Source organism: Burkholderia savannae, from assembly GCF_001524445.2.
GTDB classification, from domain to species: domain Bacteria; phylum Pseudomonadota; class Gammaproteobacteria; order Burkholderiales; family Burkholderiaceae; genus Burkholderia; species Burkholderia savannae.
Genome location: NZ_CP013417.1, coordinates 868,041 through 887,044, shown reverse-complemented (window position 1 = coordinate 887,044; position 19,004 = coordinate 868,041). Strand labels below are relative to the sequence as shown.

Sequence of the window (19,004 nt, the reverse complement as noted above, 5' to 3'; positions counted from 1 at the left end):
CGTCAGCTCCTGCGGCGCCGCTCGGCGATCCGCTGCAGCACGCCGAACGCGGCGAGCGTGAGCAGCAGGCCGGCGAGCACGCCCGAGATGCCGAGCAGCAGCGGATGCTTCGCCGCGTGGCCCCAGAGCCGTTCGTACCACGACACATAGCCGACGATGTAGGTGTCGTTCACCCGCATGCTGTCCACCGCATCCGCCCGGACGAGCGCGAGATCGCCCTGCACCTGCGCGACGAGCCCGGGCTTGTCGAACACGTCGAGCAGATCGCCCAGGCGCTGCGCGTCGGTCGCCGTCAGCGCGACGACGCTGCGCCCGCGGCTGCCGGGCAGCTCGAAGCCGAGCAGCGCGCCGAGCGCGCCGCGCTGCTCGAGCAGCGCGCTGCCTTCCCGCCGCCTGTCGCCGACACGCCAGCGCTCCGTCACCGCGAACGCGGCGGGCACCATGCCGTCGGCGGGCCGCGCGCCGAAGACGACCGGCAACGCCGCGCGCCAGCGGTCGAGCAGCGGAAACGACGAGCCGCCGTCGACGACGAGCAGATCCTTGTCGACGAGCCCCGCCGCGTCGCGCTCGCGCGCGAGCGCGACGCGCAGCGCCGGAAAGCCCGTCCATTCGCCCATGTGGCCGAGCATCGCGAGGAACGCTTCGATTTCCTGGGGCGACGGCGCATCCGCGATCACGACCGCCGTTTGCGAAAGGTCCGCGTAGCGCGTGAACGGAAACCCGCTGTTCGCGAAATACGCGAGATTCGGCAACTCCGCGTAATGAACGAAGTGCGAGAAATCGATCGTCGAATCCGGATCGATCGCCGCGCGCTGCGGCTGCGACGCGACGCCCGAACACCAGCCGGTCTGCTGCGAATCGAGATTGAAGCGCAACTGCAACTGGTTGGCGCTGCCGACGCGGAACGCGGGGATGTCGACGGCACTCGTCCTGCGCGCGTCCGGATCGGACAGCAGCGGCAGTTGCAATCGTCCGCGCGCGTCGTCGGCCGACGCGAGCGGAAGACGGTACGACTTGACGAGCTGCTCGTTGATCTCGACCGACAGCGTCGAGTTGTTCGGCACCGTCGGCGCCGTGTAACGATAGCGCAGCAGCAGCGGCACGCCCGCCCCGCTCCACGAATGCAGATCGGCCGGCAGACGCAGGTTCAGCCGGATCGGATCGGGTGCGCTGCCGCGCACTTCGAGCGCGTCGGGCTGCTCGGCGAGCTCTCTGAACGCGACGGGCCGCGTCACGGGCAGCCAGCGCGGCGCGTCGTACGGCTTGCGCGGCGGGCCGGCATCGACCCGCGCGATCCGCGCCCACGGCCCGGACAGCGCCGCCTTGCCGAGCACGAGCGCACGAACCGCTTCGTCGACTTCGGCCGCGGTGCGCCCGGTGACGACGAGCAGCTTCTTGTCCGCGGCAGACGGATTGTCGGCGACGATCAGCATCGGGCCGTCGATCGCCGGCAGGCTCAACCCGGCAGGCAGCGCGGACGCAATGCCGACGACCACCGCGTGCGCGCCGGCAGGCGGCGCCGACGCGAGCGGAAAGCGCGCGTGACGGTAACTCGCGAGCGCGCCGAACCACGACGCGAGCACGCCCGCGCTGCGCAGCGTCGCGTCGTCGGGCGCCGCGGGCAGTACGAAAGGCAGCGTCAGCCGATCGTTGTCGCGCCGATCGAAGAACGGCACGGGCAGCAGCGCGAGATCGTTCGGCAGGCGCATCGCCTCCTCGTCGAGGATCAATTCGCTCGACGGGCTGACGTCGGCCCACAGCGACGAATGGTTCGGGTCCTCGCAATGATCGAGCGTGTAGTGCGCAACGAGATGCAGGCCGATCTGATTGAAATCGCTGAGCAAGCGCGAATCGATCGGAACGTCCTGCGTGACGGTGCGGCCCGCGCGCTCCGGCGCGAACGGCACGGTCGCGACGGCTTCGCCGTTGACCGTCACTTTCAGATGCGAAACGGCAAACACGAGCGCCGGCGAATACGCATAAACGAGGCGCAGCCGTGCGGCATTGACCACTCGATCGAGCCGCACGCCGGCGTTGACGATGCGCGTCGCGTCGACGCCTCGGAACTTGAGCACGTCGTATGCGCCGAGCGACGAGAACGGCAGGTGCGCTTCCGATCGCGCTTGCGATCGCGCTTGCGATTGCGCCTGCGAGGCGCGACCGTCGGCAACGCCTGCGTCCGGACGCCGGGACGCGGAGAAGTCCGCAGCGGACGCGGGCGCCGGCGCCGGCGCGGCTTCGGCGATTTGAAGCGCCGCCGCCATGGTCGACGCGACGGCGGCAGACGCGAGCGCCGCCCGCAATCGTTCGCGAAGCCGCCGTCGCGTGGCGCATCGGTCTTCTGCAGAAAATCCCAGATTGCGCATTGATTTATTTTTAATTCAACGAAATGCAACAATTGGAGCGAATTAGATAATCGGCATCATGATTGCCGAATCGACACCGAATATCTCGTAAGCGTCATGCCGATTCGAAAATCGGAATCGATTCCCTCGCCTCTTCGGCGCTGCAAAACGGATCTGCTTCAACTTTTATAATTCATCCGGTCTCACTGTGTGAGCAATATTTTTGTCTCGATTTTCCCGGTTGCAAGACGGGCGCGCATGACGTTCTCGCCGCGATGCCGCGACGAACGACGGGCGCCGCTTCGAATCGCCGCCGAAATCGCCAACGCTCGTGAACCTCATCGCGGCCGAGGCGGCGCGGCGGGTCATCAGGCGCGGCGTCCCGCGAGCGAAGCGGCGGACCGCCTGGGGAATTCGACCTGGAGCCGGCATCGCCGGACCACGAGCCGCCGGCAATCTTTTGCTGAACGAATCGAGCGTCGCGCGCAATCGACCGCGTTTTCTGCAATTGAAACCGGCATCGCGACATCTCGTCGCAAAGCGTAGCGATCCGAAATTTCCATTGCGTATTTTTCGGGCAATGCTGCCGAGACGCGCGTTCATCAGCGCGCGTGCGTCGAGCATTCGATACGGCGGCGCCGTCGCGTGTCGAACGTGCATTCCGTTTGCGATGCCGATCCAGAAAACCCTCCGCCACGCGCGCAGCGCCGCTACCGCGCGCCGATCAGCCGATATCCCTCGCCCGCTTCCGTCATGATGTGCTCCGGACGCCCAGGGTCGCGCTCCAGCTTCTGGCGCAAATGCCCCACGTAGACGCGCAGGTAATGCTGATCCTGCATGTGAGACGGCCCCCATATCTCCGTCAGCAACTGGTCATGCGTCAGCAATCGTCCGGCGTGCCGGGCCAGCAACGCGAGCAGCCGATATTCCGTGCGGCTCAAGTGCACGACCCCGCCCTCGCGCATCACGCTCCGCTCGCCGAGATCGATCGTGACGCCGCCGAAGCGCACGACGCCTCCGCGATGACGGGGATTGCCGGTCAGCCGCCGCAGACGCGCGTGGATGCGTGCGATCAATTCCGGCACCCCGAACGGCTTCGTCAGATAATCGTCCGCTCCGGCATTCAGCGCGGCCACCTTGTCGGATTCCCGATCCCGCGACGACAGGACGATCAGCGGCGCACGCGACGCGCGGCGAATCTCCCCGATCAGGTCCATGCCGTCGACATCCGGCAAGTTGACGTCGACGATCAGGAGGTCCGGATGCCGCCGCGCGACCTCGTCGAGCCCTCGTGCGCCCGTGCCGGCATCGTAGACGGCGAAGCCCTCGTGCGTGAGCGCCGCGCGCACGAAGTGACGGATGCAGGTTTCGCCGTCGATCAGCATGACGGTAGCGGTCGGCTCGCTCATGCTCGACCTTGTCGAATCGTTCGAGTCGACCGCGCGTGGCCGGCAGCCGGCGAAAATATCATGTCGTTGCCACCTCTCCAGGCTCATGCGCGGCAGACGACGTTGCGTCGAGCCCGCCGCGTTCGGTTCGCGTTCGCGCCGCCGATCTCCGGATGCCGTCGCGCCCGACACTCGCCGTCGCCGCGCGACGGCCCGCTCGCCGGCCCCGCGCGCGACGCCCGGCCTGGAGCGCCCTGCCGGATCGCTCACGACGGCCCGCCATCGATCGCCGGTCAGCGCATCGGCTTCGCTTCGTCGAGCGCCAGGTTCAGCTTCAACACGTTGACGCGCGGTTCGCCCAGCACGCCGAGCTGGCGCCCGCTCGTGCCGCCGGCAATCAGGCGGCTGACCTGATCGACGGACAAGCCCCGCGCTTTCGCCACCCGCTCCGCCTGATAGGCCGCCGCGGCCGGCGTGATCTCCGGATCGAGGCCGCTGCCCGACGACGTGATGAGATCCACCGGAATCGGCTTCGACACGTCCGTTCCCGCGGCCTTGAGCGCGTCGATCCGCCCTTTCGCTTCTTCGGCGAGCGCCGGGTTCGTGGGCCCGAGATTCGAGCCGTTCGATCCCTGCGCGTTGTACGGATTCGGCGTGGTCGCCGACAGACGCCCCCAGAAATACTGCGGCGCATCGAACTGCTGACCGATGACGGCCGAGCCGATCGCCCTTGCGTCGCGCGTGAGCAGGCTGCCGTTCGCCTGCCACGGAAACACGGCCTGCCCGATCCCGGTCACGACGAGCGGATAGAGGCCGCCCGTGATCAGCGTCAGCGCGGCGAACAGCACGAGCACCGGCCGAATCAGCGTCTTCATGATGTCGCTCCCCCGTTATGCCCAACCGAGCGCGGTCAGGATCACGTCGATCAGCTTGATGAACGGGAACGGCAACAGAATGCCGCCGAGCCCGTAGATCAGCAGATTGCGGCGCAGCAGCGCCGACGCGCCGAGCGGGCGATACTTCACGCCCTTCAACGCGAGCGGGATCAGCGCGACGATGATGAGCGCATTGAAGATCACCGCGGACAGGATCGCCGACGACGGCGACGTCAGACGCATGATGTCCAGCACGCCCAACTGCGGATACGTGGTCGCGAACGCCGCCGGAATGATCGCGAAATACTTCGCGACGTCGTTCGCGATCGAGAACGTCGTGAGCGAGCCGCGCGTCATCAGCATCTGCTTGCCGATCTCGACGACTTCGATCAGCTTCGTCGGGTTCGAGTCGAGATCCACCATGTTGCCCGCTTCCTTCGCCGCTTGCGTGCCCGTGTTCATCGCGACGGCCACGTCCGCCTGCGCGAGCGCCGGCGCGTCGTTCGTGCCGTCGCCCGTCATCGCGACGAGCCGCCCTTGCGCCTGATGCTCGCGAATCGTCGTGAGCTTCGTTTCCGGCGTCGCCTCGGACAGGAAATCGTCGACGCCCGCCTCCGCCGCGATCGCCGCGGCGGTGAGCCGGTTGTCGCCCGTCACCATGATGGTCTTGATGCCCATCTTGCGCAGCTCGGCGAAGCGCTCCTTGATGCCGCCCTTCACGATGTCCTTCAATTCGATCGTGCCGAGCACGCGCGAGATGCCGTCGCGCAATTCGGCGACGACGAGCGGCGTGCTGCCGCGCCGCGCGATGTCCTTCACGATGCTGTCGACTTCGGCGGGCACGCTGCCGTTGTGCGCTTCCATGTAGTGCTTGATCGCGTCGGCCGCGCCCTTGCGTATCTCGCGGCTCGGCGCCCCGGCGGAAGCCCCTGCGGGGGACAGGTCGACGCCGCTCATTCGGGTCTGCGCGGAGAACGACAGGAACACGGCGTGCAGCGCGGCCATGTCGCGCTGGCGGATGTTGAAGCGCTGCTTCGCGAGCACGACGATGCTGCGGCCCTCCGGCGTCTCGTCGGCGAGCGACGCCAGTTGCGCGGCATCGGCGAACGCCTCCTCGGTCACGGTCGACACCGGGTAGAACGCCGACGCCTGACGGTTGCCGAGCGTGATCGTGCCCGTCTTGTCGAGCAACAGCACGTCGACGTCGCCCGCCGCCTCGACCGCGCGCCCCGACGTCGCGATCACGTTCGCCTGCATCATCCGGCTCATGCCCGCCACGCCGATCGCGGACAGCAGGCCGCCGATCGTCGTCGGAATCAGGCACACGAGCAGCGCGACGAGCGCGGTGATCGTGACGGGATGGCCCGCCTTGGCTGCCGCGACCGAGAAGATCGAGAACGGCAGCAGCGTCGCCGTCGCGAGCAGCAGCACGATCGTCAGCGCGACGAGCAGGATCGTGAGCGCGATCTCGTTGGGCGTCTTCTTGCGCTTCGCGCCCTCGACCATCGCGATCATCCGGTCGAGGAACGCCTCGCCCGGGTTCGCCGTCACCCGGACGACGATCCAGTCGGACAGCACGCGCGTGCCGCCCGTCACCGACGAGAAATCGCCGCCCGATTCGCGGATCACGGGCGCCGATTCGCCGGTGATCGCCGATTCGTCGACCGACGCGACGCCTTCGATCACCTCGCCGTCCGCCGGAATCGCGTCGCCCGCCTCGACGAGCACGACGTCGCCGCGGCGCAGGTCGCTCGCGGTCATGATGCGGATCGGCGATTTCGGGTGCGGCCCCTCGAGCTTCTTCGCCATCACGTCGTGCCGCGCGGCGCGCAACGATGCCGCCTGCGCCTTCGAGCGCCCTTCGGCGAGCGCCTCGGCGAAGTTCGCGAACAGCACGGTGAACCACAGCCACAGCGCGACCGCGAGAATGAAGCCCGCGGGCGCCTCGGCGTCGCCGCGCAGCGCGGCGATCCACAGGACCGTCGTCAGGATGCTGCCGACGTACACGCAGAACATCACCGGGTTGCGCAACTGCGTGCGCGGCGCGAGCTTGCGCAACGAATCGACCAAAGCCGGCCGGACGATGGCCGGATCGAACATCGAGCGCGCCGCGAGGCGCGCGTGCCCGAGGTTGTCGGGGCGATGTTGCGATGCTTGGTTATCCTGAATCATGTCTACCTCGCCATGAACGACGTCAATGACCGGCGATCATCATCAGATGCTCGACGACCGGGCCGAGCGCGAGCGCCGGTACATAGGTCAGCGCGCCGACGAGCAGCACCGTGCCGAGCAGCAGCACGACGAACAGCGGACCGTGCGTCGGCAGCGTGCCGGCCGTCACCGCGATGCGCTTCTTGTCCGCGAGCGAGCCCGCGATCGCGAGCACCGGAATGATCGTGCCGAGGCGACCGAACCACATCGCGATCGCGAGCGTCACGTTGTAGAACGGCGTGTTGACCGAGAGGCCCGCGAACGCGCTGCCGTTGTTGTTCGCGGCCGAGCTGTACGCGTAGAGAATCTCCGAGAAGCCGTGCGGGCCCGGATTCGCGACGCCCGCCACGCCGGCCGCCGACAGCACGGCGACCGACGCGCCGACGAGCACGAGGAGCGGCGTCAGCAGAACGGCAATCGACACCATCTTCATCTCGTACGATTCGATCTTCTTGCCGACGTACTCCGGCGTTCGTCCGATCATCAGCCCGGCGACGAACACCGCCAGCAACGCGAAGACGAGCATTCCATAGAGTCCGGAACCCACCCCGCCGAAGATCACTTCGCCGAGTTGGATCAACATCAGCGGGACGAATCCGCCCAGCGGCGTCAACGAATCGTGCATGTTGTTCACCGCGCCGCACGACGCCGCCGTCGTGGCGACGGTGAAGATGCCCGACTGCGCGATGCCGAATCGGGTTTCCTTGCCTTCCATGTTGCCGCCGTCCTGAACGGGCGACGCGCGCTGATCGACGTTCAGCGTCGTGAAGACGGGATTGCCGGCCTGCTCCGCGGATATTTCGCCCCAGCACGCAACGGCGAACGCGATCGTCATCGCCGCGAGAATCGCATGGCCCTGCCGGCGGTCGCCCACCATGCGGCCGAACACGACGCACAACGCGGCGGGGATGATCAGTATCGCGATCATCTGCGTGAAATTGGCGACGGGCGTGGGATTCTCGTAAGGATGCGCGGAGTTTGCATTGAAGAATCCGCCGCCGTTCGTGCCGAGCATCTTGATCGCTTCCTGCGATGCGACGGGCCCCATCGCGATCGTCTGCTTGTCGGCCTTGAAGTCCGCCATCACCGCATTGCCCTTCGCGTCCTTGACCGGATTGCCTTGCGCGTCCGTCTTGGGCGCCTGGTAGTGCGTGACCTGCAACGTCGGCACGTCGACATACGACGAGAAGTTCTGGATCGCGCCCTGGCTCACGAGCGCGACGGCGACGACGAGCGCGGCCGGCATGAGGATATAGAGCGTGATGCGCGTGAAGTCGACCCAGAAGTTGCCGATCGTCTTCGACGTATGGCGCGCGAAGCCTCGGATCAATGCGACCACGACGGCAATGCCCGTGGCCGCCGAAAAGAAATTCTGCACCGTCAGCGCGGCCATCTGCGTCAGATAGCTGACGGTCTGCTCCGGCGTGTAGTCCTGCCAGTTGGTGTTCGTGACGAAGCTCACCGCGGTGTTGAACGCGGCGTCCGGCGTCATCGGGCCGAATGCTTGCGGATTGCCCGGCAGCCATTGCTGGATGCGCAACACGCCGTACACGACGACGACGCCGAGCGCGTTGAACGCGACGACGGCCATCGCGTATTGCCGCCACGACATCTCCGCGGCGGAATCGACGCCGGCTAGCCTGTACAGCGCGGTCTCGACCGGTCGCCCTACGCGGAGCACGATCGCCGACTTGCCGTCGAGCACATTCGCCATGTATCGCCCGAGCGGAATCGCCAGCGCGATCAATAAGACGATAAAAATGCCCGTCTGGATCGAATTGTTCAGGTTCATTCGAGATCCTCCGCGCGCAGAAGCGCATAGAGGAGATAGACGAACAAGACGGCCGTCGCGGCGCCCGCGAGCCACATCATCCAGGCACTCATGAGCGGCCTCCCGACGTGCGGCGCAGTTTGTCGCAACCGGCGATCATCGCGGCGATCAAGCCGCCGAATACGCCGATGGCGATGAGGTAAAGGAGATCCATGGTCGCGCCTCCAAGCGGAAACCCGCTAAACCCAGCGTATGAGAGCCACGGTAAACTTCCCGAAAAACCGAAGCGCGGGACTATAAAAGTTGCGTAAACAGAAACGGCGGAGGCGTCGGGTGAGAGAAAGCGAATGCGCGCCATCGCATCGGAGCGTCGAGCAACTTCGAGCGGCTCGATGCGAAATGAATAGAACCCCTGATCACTTCGGCGCAGCACGCCTGCGTCGGCGTCCCGCGCTCGGACGTAGCTTAGTCACGCGTTTTTACAGACAATTGACGTGAGTCAACTCTGTGACCAACGCCGAAATTTTGCATCGCCGCGTCGAACGCGGTTCGACTTCGTTTCGTTTTCTGTTCGAACTTCAATACGCCGGCAGACGTATCGATGAGGTCGCCTCGGATTCGGATTCGGATTCGGATTCGGATTCGGAGGCGTTCGGCGTTCGGCGTTGGACCACCACGAATCTCGCCATGCATAGCCGTTCACGTTTCGGAGCTCAATCAAGAATGGATAGCGAGAATTCGCGATCTTTCGACGGGACGCCTGAGCGCTAGCGCTCCCGCGCTCAAGTCGTGAATGCGTGAGTGCATGAATGCATGAATGCGCATTCACCCGCGCCTGACTGCAGGTGACGGAAAGCGGCATCCGCAAGGCGTGCGGATTCGCAAGAGGCACGCCATCGCCTCTCTTCAACCGTGAACGCACACCGTCGGCGATGCCGCGACCGCGTGCGGACCACGATGATTCGTCCGGATGCGATGCGCCGCGTGTCGGTGAGGCGCGCCGGCGCGAACGTGGCGGCGCCGCGGCGACGGCCGAGCGCGCGCGCCTGCATCGCGCTCTCGACATTCCGCCGCCCCGCGCTACGCACGGAACACGCATCGACAAGCGCGCCGACCCATCCTCCTTTACGACCTTTTTACTTGTCACCGGATCGCGGCTCAATAAAATATCAACCGTAATCCAACCGAGAGCCGGCGACATGACCATCCGATGTCCTCGTCCCCCAAGTTGCATCGCTACCTGACAGGCAGGACGCAAGCTCTTTTCCTCGAGCCATCGTCCTGCCGAAAGGCGGGCGGTGCGCGCCGCTAGCTACCCTTCCCGAGTGTCCTTCGGCCCGCAGGAATGGCCCGGCTGCCGCAACTCCGGCGGCAGCGCGCCATGCGGGGCTGCGTTCGCTCGCGGAAACCGCAACGCGCGCACGATGCCCGCGTTCCGAGGCGCGGCACGTCGCCATCGAGCCGATATCTGGCAATGGCCTTCCGACGGCGTCGACGCGCCCGGGCCGAATCCCGAGAGCCGGGACGGGCCGACCGTCGACACGACGCGGCTCCTGCTCTTCGCCCGCCCCTTCGGACTTCGCATCGTTTTGCGCGTGGCGAACGATGCGATACGCATGTGCGCCATGCGTGTTGAAGAAAGGATTGCTGATGAACGAGTTCCATGGAAATTCGGTGCCGGCGAACATGCCGCGGCTGAGCGCGCATGAAATGGCGGCGCTGATGCTGCTCGAACATGCGCCCGTCGAAATCGAGCGGGGAACGCTCGACATGACGATGCTCCGCGACGCAGGGCTGGCGGAACTGATCGATCGGGAAAAGGGCGCGCCCAAGTTCTCGATCACGCGGAAAGGAAAAGTCCTGCTGCGCATCCTGAGCGAATTGATCGCGCGGGAGAGCGTCGGGCGGCCGAGCCGGCGATCCTGATTTCGAGCGCGCGTCGCCGAACGCGTGAGAGGCAACATGTGCATCGCCGCAACACGCGCCGGACGGCTCGAGCGATTTTGATTCACGGGCATGCCCGCTCGCATGCATTGCATTTGACGAATCTGGAGCATCGACATGTTTGAAATCAACAAGAACTACACGCGCGAATTCATCCACACGGCCTGCGGCGGCAGCAAGCAGGCGTTTTTGCCCACGAAGAACGGCAAGGTCGTCGCCGCCTGCCTGCGGACGGATCTCAATCCGCAAGCGCCCGATGTCATCATCTGCGACGGCAGCGCTTCGGCAAGAGCCGCCGGCAGGACGCTCGCCAATCAGGGCGGCGCCATTCCCGTGTTCATCAAGATGGAGACGGACGCGTTTCGTTTCATCGGCCTGTTTGCCGTCAGCGAATCGTTGACCGCACCGCTCGACTGCACGCCTTTTGTGCGCAACAGCGGGTTCACGACTGGTCAGGTTTCGCGCGTCCTGAAGATGAAACGTTGCGAATAGGCGCGAGTGAAGGCGGCGCGGACGAGCGTTCGGCGCCCGGCCGCCACGCGATTCCCGGTGAGCGGCTCGGGCGCTTGCGCCCCGCGCGGCGTTTCCGTCGTCGCGCTGGCGCGCGATCGCCTGCGACACGAACGCTGGGGCTTTCGCCGCACTGATCGGCACGCCTGCGAATGCGTTCTTCGCGCAACGCGCATGTCCGCGTTGCGCGCGCGATCAACAAACTCCGGCCGGGGGCTCGCAACACAATGGCGACGTCGATGTGCGAAACGATTCGAGGCCGCAGGAAACACATCGGAAACGAACCGGAAACGATCGACCGCGAATTCGGGAAGACCGTCCTTCGCGAACGAGCAACGAGCCTCTATCGCGAATCGCTCGCTCCCCGCGGCGGTTCCTCGGCTCGCGCATCGCGCCGCGAAGCCACCGAGCACGAGCGCGACGATTCCCGTCGCGCGCCGCACGGGATGAGAACCTCGCATCGATCTCCCGGCGGCGGCCCATGATGTGCCGCCTATCGCCCAGGGCGTGGCCCCTTCCGCGCGAACTCGGCGGCGATCGGGCCATAATCCTCGAGCGGCGGAAACGTCGCGAAACCGTGCATCGCGCCGGTCCTCGCCCAAGGCAGCGCCTCGCTGGTATAGGTCTCGACGTAAGGGGTGAACCATCCGAAATCGTCGAGCATCGACGGGCGAACGTTGACGAATCCCATGCTGGGTTCGAGCTCGGTGAACACCCAGCTCTTGCACCAGTCACAATGCCGGTGACGGATCTGCTCGCCGTGCAGGCCGCCGACAACCGGCTCGCCTTCAGTCACGCGAAAACCCTGCGTGGGAATCGCCATCGACAGCGAGAAGGCGCTTGCGCTCATCTTCTGGCAACCGGTGCAGTGACACGCCATCGTCAGCAGCGGCGGTGCGGTGATCTCGAAGCGCAGCCTTGCGCAGCGGCATCCGCCCGTCCAGGGCAATTTCCAGTCTTCCATTGCGCTCTCTTCGTTGGTGGACAATCGAGGATGGGCCATCCTATTACGGATCGGGAAAGGCGATCAACGCGCATCGCGCATCGCGCATCGCGCATGCCGAAGCCGAAGCCGCAGCCGATGCCGGTGCCGGTGCCGATGCGTCGCGGCTTCGCCGACGAAACCGCCGGCGTGAGCGCATGCGTTTCGTGTTCGGCGCGACGGTGCCGGTCGAAAACCCGCTTTCGAGCGCGGCGCGGATCGAACAAGCCGCGCAGATTCGCTCCGTTCGACGGCGAAATCGCGCGGCACGGCGAGCGCCGCCATATCGCATCGTCGCATTGTCGAAGGGCGCGCATCGGATATCGCTTCGGACATCGCTCGCACCAGCACGAACTTCCGGCTGCCGCCGATAGCGGCTTGAAGAAACCTCTCGATCGATGCGACCGCGAGCACACGATTCGGCGCTCGATCGGCGGCGACGCGAGGCGGCTCCACGTCACCGCCTCGTCGACATCGCCGCGGCGACAATTGCCTTACGCCGCGAGCGCAAACGCGGCCGCCACCGCGAACGGAGCGATTACGCGGCGGGGGCGAACCGGTTCTCGCGATCACGTCGATCGTTTGTCCCGATGCACCGCCGAGCGCGCGGACCTATCATGAAATCGGTGCTCCGCCGATCCCCAGGGAGGCGATCATGACGACGCGCTCCGACTCCGTCCGAATCCGAACCGCATGGCGCGGCGCGGTGTTGTCCGCGTGCGCGGCCGCGCTCGCCGCATGCACGATCACGCTGCCGCCGCCGCACGGCGCAGTCGTCGTGCCGAGCGTGCCGTCGATGAGCGCCACCGAATACCGTGCGGCCGTCGCCGAGCGCATCGCCAATCGCAATTCGGATCGCATCCTGCGCGGCACGCCCCAGGCGATGCTGCGCTCGCTCGTGGTCGTCGCGTTCACCGTCGATCGCAACGGGCAGCTCGTGAAATCGGCCGTCTATCGCAGCAACGGCGACGACGAAGCGGAAGGCATCGCGCTCGCGTCGCTGCGCCGCGCCGCGCCGCTGCCGCCGCCGCCCGCGAAGATGCTCGACGGGCGCGGCCAGGTCGAATTGATGGAAACCTGGCTCTTCAACGACAACGGCCAGTTCCAGTTGCGCACGAAAGCGGCGCCGCAAGCGCAGACGCTCAACTGAACCGGACGCGGGCGCGAACCGCCGTTCCCGTCCGCCCGCGCGCCGCCGCACGCGGCGCGACGGCTCGCGCCCGCGTCGCTATAATTTCCCGCACCCCGTTCGGCCGCAAGGCCCGCTAGCGCGTCGCGCCTATCCGGCAAGCCGCGCCACGCATCGACGACACGCGGGCACGCAAAGGCCCGCATGGGCATGGCGTGCGCCGTCGCACGGCCGCGCGCGAACCGCCGGCATGCGCCGCCCGCTTCGCGTCGCACCCGACTCTCGATTCGAATCAAGGAGCGACGGCCGCCGCTCGCGCGCGACGAGCGATGCGCGAGCCGCCGGGCGTCGTACCGCCACAACCGGAGACCCGCATGTCGGATACCCGTCTTTCCGCTTCCGCCGCCGCGCCGCGCGCAGCCGGCACGACGAGCCATCGGCGCATCGTGTTCGCGAGCTTCATCGGCACGGCGATCGAGTTCTACGACTTCTACGTATACGCGACGGCCGCCGCGCTCGTGATCGGTCCCGTGTTCTTCCCGCACGGCTCGGCGACCGCGCAGGCGCTGTCCGCGTTCGTCACGTTCGGCATCGCGTTCATCGCGCGGCCGATCGGCTCGTTCCTGTTCGGCCACTTCGGCGACCGGATCGGCCGCAAATCGACGCTCGTCGCGTCGCTGCTCGTGATGGGCGTGTCGACGACGGCGATCGGCCTCGTGCCCGGCTACGACGCGATCGGCGCGCTCGCGCCGGTGCTGCTCTGCGTGCTGCGCTTCGGCCAGGGCATCGGCCTCGGCGGCGAATGGGGCGGCGCCGCGCTCCTCGCGACCGAGCACGCGCCCGCCGGCAAGCGCGGCTGGTTCGGGATGTTCCCGCAGCTCGGCCCGTCGATCGGCTTTCTCGCATCGAACGGCCTCTTCTTCGCGCTCGCGCTCACGCTGTCCGACGAGCAGTTCCGCTCGTGGGGCTGGCGCATTCCGTTTCTCGTGAGCGCGGCGCTCGTCGCGGTCGGCCTGTACGTGCGCCTGAAGATCGCCGAGACGCCCGCATTCCAGGCCGCGCTCGACCGGCACGAGCGCGTGCGCGTGCCGATCGCCGCGCTCGTCGCGCACCACTGGCGGCCGACGCTGCTCGGCGCGCTCGCGATGGTCGTCTGCTACACGCTCTTTTACATCTCGACGGTGTTCTCGCTGTCGTACGGCGTCGCGACGCTGCATTTCTCGCGCCAGAGCTTTCTCGGCCTGCTGTGCTTCGCGGTGCTGTTCATGGCGCTCGCGACGCCGCTCGCCGCCGCGGCCGCCGACCGCTTCGGCCGCAAGCCTGTGCTGATCGCGGGCTCGATCGCCGCGCTGCTGTCGGGCTTCACGATGGCGCCCCTTCTCGGCAGCGGCTCGACGGCGTTCGTCGCGCTGTTCCTGACGATCGAGCTGTTCTTGATGGGAGTGACGTTCGCGCCGATGGGCGCACTGCTGCCGGAACTGTTTCCGACCAACGTCCGCTACACGGGCGCGGGCGTCGCGTACAACCTGGGCGGCATCCTCGGCGCGTCGATCGCGCCGTACATCGCGCAGCTGCTCGCCGCGCGCGGCGGGCTCGCGTGGGTAGGCGGCTACGTGTCGGTCGCGGCGGCGATCAGCCTCGTCGGCGTGCTGCTGATGCGCGAGACGCGCGACGCGAAGCTGACCTGAACGCGCGAGCGACGGGCGGGCCGCGCGATCCGGATCGTGCCCCCGCCCGCGTCGAACGAGCGGCGGCCGGCCGCGTTTTCGTTACGCGTCGCCGTGTCTATACTCGATGGACGAACACCTGCCGCGCAGCGCGGCGAGCGCGACGCATTCGGCATCAGCCGACAGGAGCCGCCGCGATGGACCTCATTCGCCTGCAAAACTCCGATCTCGTGTTGATTCTCGCGCTGTCGCTCGGCGGCGCGCTGCTGCTTGCCGCGCACTTCAGGCCGAAAAGCTGGCTCGGCATCGCGCTCGAAGCGCTCGCCGCGAACCTCGCGGCCATTGCGGCCGTGATCGCGTTCGAATTACTGATGTCTTGAGCGCGCCGCGCCCGGCGAACGGGCCGCGCATGCCCGCGCACGCCTACATCGCGGCGACGCGCCGCGGCTCCTCCATCGTGCCCGCCGGATAGACGCGCTCGACCGCGCCGAGCACGTCGTCGACGCTCGGCGTGGAGCCTTCGTCCCCGATCGACAGCGACTGTGGCGCGCCGCCCACGCCCAGATGCTGGCGCGACGTCGCGCGAAAGATCATGACGGTCGGCTTCTCGAGCGCGTGCGACATGTGAACGAAGCCGGTATCGACGCCGACGACGAGCGTCGCGCGATCGATCTTGCGCGCGACGTCCGTGAGCGTCAGCTTGGGCAGCACGACGGCGCCCGGCGCGTGCGCGGCGATCCGCTGCGCCTCCTCGCGCTCGTGCTCGCCACCCCACGGCAGCAGCACGTGCAGCCCGCGGGCGAGCATCTCGCGCGCGAGCGCGCCCCAGTGATCGGCCGGCCAGCGCTTGTCGTCGTTCGACGTCGCGTGAAAGAACAGCGCATACGGCCCGGCCGGCTCCGCGTACGCCGCGAGCGGCGCCGTATGCGGCTCGCGCGACTCCGGCGGCACTTCGAGCAGGTAATCGGCGCGGCCCTGCGGCTCGTAGCCGAGCGCCTCGCCGGCGCTCACGCGCATGCCGTGCCACGCATCGCAAGCGGGGCGCGGGCCGAAGCGCCCGTTGTACGCGAACATCGCGCCGAGCTCGCCGAGATCCTGATTCCGGTAGCCGTAGCGCCGGCGCGCGCGCGCGAGAAACGAAATGATCGCGCTTTTGTAGACTCCGTGAAGGTCGATCACCGCATCGTAACGGTATGCGCGCAGCTCGCCGATCGAAGCCGCGATCACCTGCAGGTCCGCGCGGCTGCGCGCCTTCTTGAAACGCCGCAGCGGCGCGCACAGCACGCGGCTCACGCCGGTGCTCCAGCGCACGACGTCGGCGCACGATTCGTCGACGGCCCAATCCACCTGCACGCCCGGAAACGCGCGATGGATGTCCGCGACGACGGGCAGCGTCTGCACGACATCGCCGAGCGATGTCACCTTCACAATGAGAATACGTTTCATTTGTATGTGGATGTCTCCAGCTTGTTAGTTTGGCATTCTAATTAGATCGAATCGCAGAAGACAAAAATTACAATCAAATTACGATCACTCGACGTCGTCGCGGCCATGCATTGCGCTCCTTATAATTTCGTTTTTGCTCGCATCACTGCCCATGCAACGCCCTCGCCTGATTCCAACTCTCACGCGCCGCACGCAGCGGATCTGGCGCCAGTACGGCGTGTTCTGGCTCGGCGCGATCGCGGTGGGCCTGATGGCCGTCATGTATGCGCGGCTCATCGATTGGGGCTACGATGCGTTCCGCACGCTCGAGCGCGGCCGCCCGTGGCTGCCGTTCCTGCTGACGCCCGCCGTCGCCGCGCTGTCCGTCTGGCTCACGCGCCGCTTCTTTCGCGGCGCGGAAGGCAGCGGGATTCCTCAGGTGATCGCCACGCTGCACGCACAGCCTAGCGCGTTCGGCTCGCGGTTGCTAACGCTGCGCATCCTGTTCGGCAAGATCCTGATCTCGTGGCTCGGCATCGTCGGCGGCTTCACGATCGGCCGCGAAGGGCCGACCGTGCAGATCGGCGCATCGCTGATGTTCAACCTGCGCCGCTTCTACCCGCGCTCGAACGCGCTGATCGAACGGCAGCTCGTGCTCGCGGGCGCGGCGGCGGGCCTGTCCGCGGCGTTCAACACGCCGCTCGCGGGAATCGTGTTCGCAATCGAGGAGTTGAGCCGCAGCTTCTCGGCGCGCGCGAGCGGCGTGCTCATCACCGCGATCATCATCGCCGGCGTGATCGCGCTCGGCATGAACGGCAACTACACGTACTTCGGCACGATCGACATCGGCCTGCAATTTCCGAAAATGCTCGCGCCCGCCGTGCTGCTCACGGCGCTCGTCACGGGCGTCGCAGGCGGCCTGTTCGGCTGGCTGCTGCTCAACACCGGCCGCTGGCTGCCCGCGCGGCTGCTGACGCTCTACCGCGAGCGTCCGATCGTGTTCGCGGCGGCGTGCGGCGTCGCGATCGCCGCCGTCGGCGTCGCATCCGGCGGCACGACGTTCGGCAGCGGCTACGCGCAGGCGCGCGGGCTCCTCGACGGCCGCGAACAACTGCCCGTCCTGTATCCGTTGCTCAAAATGGCTTCGATGGTCGCGTCGTATCTGCCCGGGATTCCGGGCGGGATCTTCGCGCCGTCGCTGTCGATCGGCGCGGGCTTCGGCAATCTGCTGCACTACGTGTTCAGCGGGATGCATCTGCCGATGCTGATCGCCCTCGCGATGGTCGGCTATCTCGCGGCCGTCACGCAATCGCCGATCACGTCGTTCGTGATCGTGATGGAGATGATCAACGGCCACGCGCTCGTGATCTCGCTGATGGCGACCGCGCTGATCGCGAGCCGCGTGTCGCGCCTGTTCGTGCCGCCCCTCTACGAAACGCTCGCCGAGCGCTATCTGAAGCCGCCGCAGCCGAAGCACGCGGCGGCCGCGCCCGCCGCCGCCGCTCCCGCGCACACCGGCATCACGGCGCTCAAGATGCCCGAAGACGCCGAGTCGGCGCCCGCCGATCCGCTCGATACGCTGCGCGACGACGGCACGCCGGCCGCCGACGCGAACGATACGGCGACGATGGAAAAGCTCGGCGGCGCGAATGCCGCGACGCACGCCGCCGATGCGGCGAGCGAGGCCGACGCCTCGCGTGCGGCCCCGCTCGCGCAAGCGGACTCGGCTTCGGCGCTCGACGCAGACGGCGAGCCGACGGCGCGCGCCGACGCCTCCCCGCCGCAGTCGAACGGCGCACCGCATCGCGAGCCGCCGCATCGCCCGGCTCAATAGATCACGACGGGCGCCGGCCGGTAGTACACCGGCCGCGCCGGCACGATGACGCAGCCGGCCAGCGTCAGCGCGACGAGCGCAAGCGCGAACAAGGTTCGTTTCATCGCCCGGCCCTCCTCAAGCCCAGTGGCCGCGAATCCAGACCCAGCCCGGCCCGCGCTGCGCCCAGTGGCCCGGCTCCCAGTGCAGGCCGACGCGCTCGGCTTCCCAATGCCCGGCGATCCACACGTAGCGGCCATGATCCCAGCGCCAGTGGCCGCGATCCCACACATAGCCGACACGCGGCTCGGGCACGACCTCGTAGCGCACGGGCGGCGGCGCGCTCGGCGCAACGACGACGACTTCCGCGGCGGCCGGCTCGACGACGACGCCCGGCGCCGCCTGCGCAACGATGATCTCGCCGGCGCTCGCGGCGAGCGGCGCGGCGACCGCGCAAAGGCCCCCGCCCGCGACGACGAACGGCAGCACGACACGATGAAGAGAGAAAGACATCCTTGCCTCCGAGAATGTGATTGGATACGCGACGAGAGCGTATCCATTCAATGCTCGGGAAGGCGTAACGGCGGACAGACGCTGCGTTACGGGAGGCCCGAAAGTGCAACGAGAAGTAAGGCCTCGCGCGGCGGCCACGCACCGCGCGCGATGAGGCGGGAAATGCGTCAGGCTTGCGGAATCTCGATCTTCACTTCGAGCACTTCCAGATCGTCCTGGCGCTCGAGGCTCACGCGGATGTCATCGTTCGAAATCTTCACGTACTTCGAAATGACCGCGACGAGTTCCTTTTGCAGCGCAGGCAGATAATCGGCGGGCGGGCGGCCGCCCACGCGTTCGTGCGCGATGATGAGCTGCAAGCGCTCCTTCGCGACGGCCGCGGACTTCTTCTTTTCACCGAGCAGAAACGACAGAATCGACATGACGCGCCT

At 67.2% G+C, this 19,004-nt stretch carries 18 protein-coding genes; 6 read left to right on the top strand and 12 right to left on the bottom strand.

The window, feature by feature from the left end:
• Positions 1 to 2: 2 nt before the first annotated feature.
• The 8 genes from bcsB to WS78_RS36950 form a co-directional block, all read right to left on the bottom strand.
• Positions 3 to 2,366, bottom strand: coding sequence for a cellulose biosynthesis cyclic di-GMP-binding regulatory protein BcsB (gene bcsB / locus WS78_RS04465; protein ID WP_082717733.1), 2,364 nt, complete (start codon positions 2,364 to 2,366; stop codon positions 3 to 5).
• A gap of 165 nt (positions 2,367 to 2,531) precedes the next feature.
• Positions 2,532 to 2,969 (bottom strand): hypothetical protein, encoded by a 438-nt coding sequence (locus tag WS78_RS35535; RefSeq protein WP_156437479.1) that lies wholly within the window; start codon positions 2,967 to 2,969, stop codon positions 2,532 to 2,534.
• A gap of 86 nt (positions 2,970 to 3,055) precedes the next feature.
• A complete protein-coding gene (locus WS78_RS04460) occupies positions 3,056 to 3,754 on the bottom strand; it encodes a response regulator (protein WP_059584458.1) in 699 nt (232 codons plus the stop codon).
• A gap of 272 nt (positions 3,755 to 4,026) precedes the next feature.
• The gene (gene kdpC, locus WS78_RS04455) at positions 4,027 to 4,608 is read right to left on the bottom strand and encodes a potassium-transporting ATPase subunit KdpC (RefSeq protein ID WP_059584456.1); all 582 of its coding nucleotides are present in this window, start codon (positions 4,606 to 4,608) and stop codon (positions 4,027 to 4,029) included.
• Between the two features lie 15 nt (positions 4,609 to 4,623).
• The gene (gene kdpB, locus WS78_RS04450; RefSeq protein WP_059584640.1) at positions 4,624 to 6,708 is read right to left on the bottom strand and encodes a potassium-transporting ATPase subunit KdpB; all 2,085 of its coding nucleotides are present in this window, start codon (positions 6,706 to 6,708) and stop codon (positions 4,624 to 4,626) included.
• A gap of 94 nt (positions 6,709 to 6,802) precedes the next feature.
• A complete protein-coding gene (kdpA, locus tag WS78_RS04445; protein ID WP_059584455.1) occupies positions 6,803 to 8,611 on the bottom strand; it encodes a potassium-transporting ATPase subunit KdpA in 1,809 nt (602 codons plus the stop codon).
• Positions 8,608 to 8,703: a K(+)-transporting ATPase subunit F gene (kdpF, locus tag WS78_RS04440; protein ID WP_038745678.1), complete on the bottom strand. Its 96-nt coding sequence runs from the start codon at positions 8,701 to 8,703 to the stop codon at positions 8,608 to 8,610. Before kdpF ends, kdpA begins: the two co-directional genes overlap by 4 nt.
• On the bottom strand, positions 8,700 to 8,804 hold the full coding sequence (locus WS78_RS36950; protein WP_197419483.1) for a potassium ABC transporter ATPase: 105 nt from the start codon (positions 8,802 to 8,804) through the stop codon (positions 8,700 to 8,702). The genes kdpF and WS78_RS36950 overlap by 4 nt, the downstream gene beginning before the upstream one ends.
• 1,460 nt (positions 8,805 to 10,264) lie before the next feature.
• Here WS78_RS36950 and WS78_RS04435 point away from each other — a divergent pair.
• Positions 10,265 to 10,516, top strand: coding sequence for a hypothetical protein (locus WS78_RS04435; RefSeq protein WP_226377200.1), 252 nt, complete (start codon positions 10,265 to 10,267; stop codon positions 10,514 to 10,516).
• Between the two features lie 135 nt (positions 10,517 to 10,651).
• A complete protein-coding gene (locus WS78_RS04430; protein WP_038745680.1) occupies positions 10,652 to 11,026 on the top strand; it encodes a hypothetical protein in 375 nt (124 codons plus the stop codon).
• Between the two features lie 511 nt (positions 11,027 to 11,537).
• Here WS78_RS04430 and WS78_RS04425 read toward each other — a convergent pair.
• Positions 11,538 to 11,960: a GFA family protein gene (locus WS78_RS04425; protein ID WP_197419484.1), complete on the bottom strand. Its 423-nt coding sequence runs from the start codon at positions 11,958 to 11,960 to the stop codon at positions 11,538 to 11,540.
• Positions 11,961 to 12,681: 721 nt separating this feature from the next.
• Here WS78_RS04425 and WS78_RS04415 point away from each other — a divergent pair.
• From WS78_RS04415 to WS78_RS04405, 3 genes are all read left to right on the top strand, one after another.
• The gene (locus tag WS78_RS04415) at positions 12,682 to 13,176 is read left to right on the top strand and encodes a TonB family protein (protein ID WP_059584451.1); all 495 of its coding nucleotides are present in this window, start codon (positions 12,682 to 12,684) and stop codon (positions 13,174 to 13,176) included.
• Positions 13,177 to 13,529: 353 nt separating this feature from the next.
• Complete coding sequence (locus WS78_RS04410) at positions 13,530 to 14,843, top strand: MFS transporter (RefSeq protein WP_059584636.1); 1,314 nt, start codon at positions 13,530 to 13,532, stop codon at positions 14,841 to 14,843.
• Positions 14,844 to 15,019: 176 nt separating this feature from the next.
• Complete coding sequence (locus tag WS78_RS04405; protein WP_038745688.1) at positions 15,020 to 15,202, top strand: hypothetical protein; 183 nt, start codon at positions 15,020 to 15,022, stop codon at positions 15,200 to 15,202.
• A 43-nt stretch (positions 15,203 to 15,245) separates the two neighbouring features.
• Here WS78_RS04405 and waaC read toward each other — a convergent pair whose 3' ends face one another.
• Entirely contained in the window at positions 15,246 to 16,268 is a 1,023-nt protein-coding gene (gene waaC, locus WS78_RS04400; protein ID WP_059584449.1) for a lipopolysaccharide heptosyltransferase I, read from the bottom strand.
• A 151-nt stretch (positions 16,269 to 16,419) separates the two neighbouring features.
• Here waaC and WS78_RS04395 point away from each other — a divergent pair, with 151 nt between their 5' ends.
• A complete protein-coding gene (locus WS78_RS04395) occupies positions 16,420 to 18,081 on the top strand; it encodes a chloride channel protein (protein ID WP_059584446.1) in 1,662 nt (553 codons plus the stop codon).
• Between the two features lie 117 nt (positions 18,082 to 18,198).
• Here WS78_RS04395 and WS78_RS04390 read toward each other — a convergent pair whose 3' ends face one another.
• Both WS78_RS04390 and minE read right to left on the bottom strand, forming a co-directional pair.
• Positions 18,199 to 18,573 (bottom strand): YXWGXW repeat-containing protein, encoded by a 375-nt coding sequence (locus WS78_RS04390; RefSeq protein WP_059584444.1) that lies wholly within the window; start codon positions 18,571 to 18,573, stop codon positions 18,199 to 18,201.
• 167 nt (positions 18,574 to 18,740) lie between these two features.
• Positions 18,741 to 18,995 carry a cell division topological specificity factor MinE gene (gene minE, locus WS78_RS04385; RefSeq protein WP_004186076.1) on the bottom strand — a complete coding sequence of 85 codons (255 nt, stop codon included), beginning with the start codon at positions 18,993 to 18,995 and terminating at the stop codon, positions 18,741 to 18,743.
• Positions 18,996 to 19,004 lie beyond the last annotated feature (9 nt).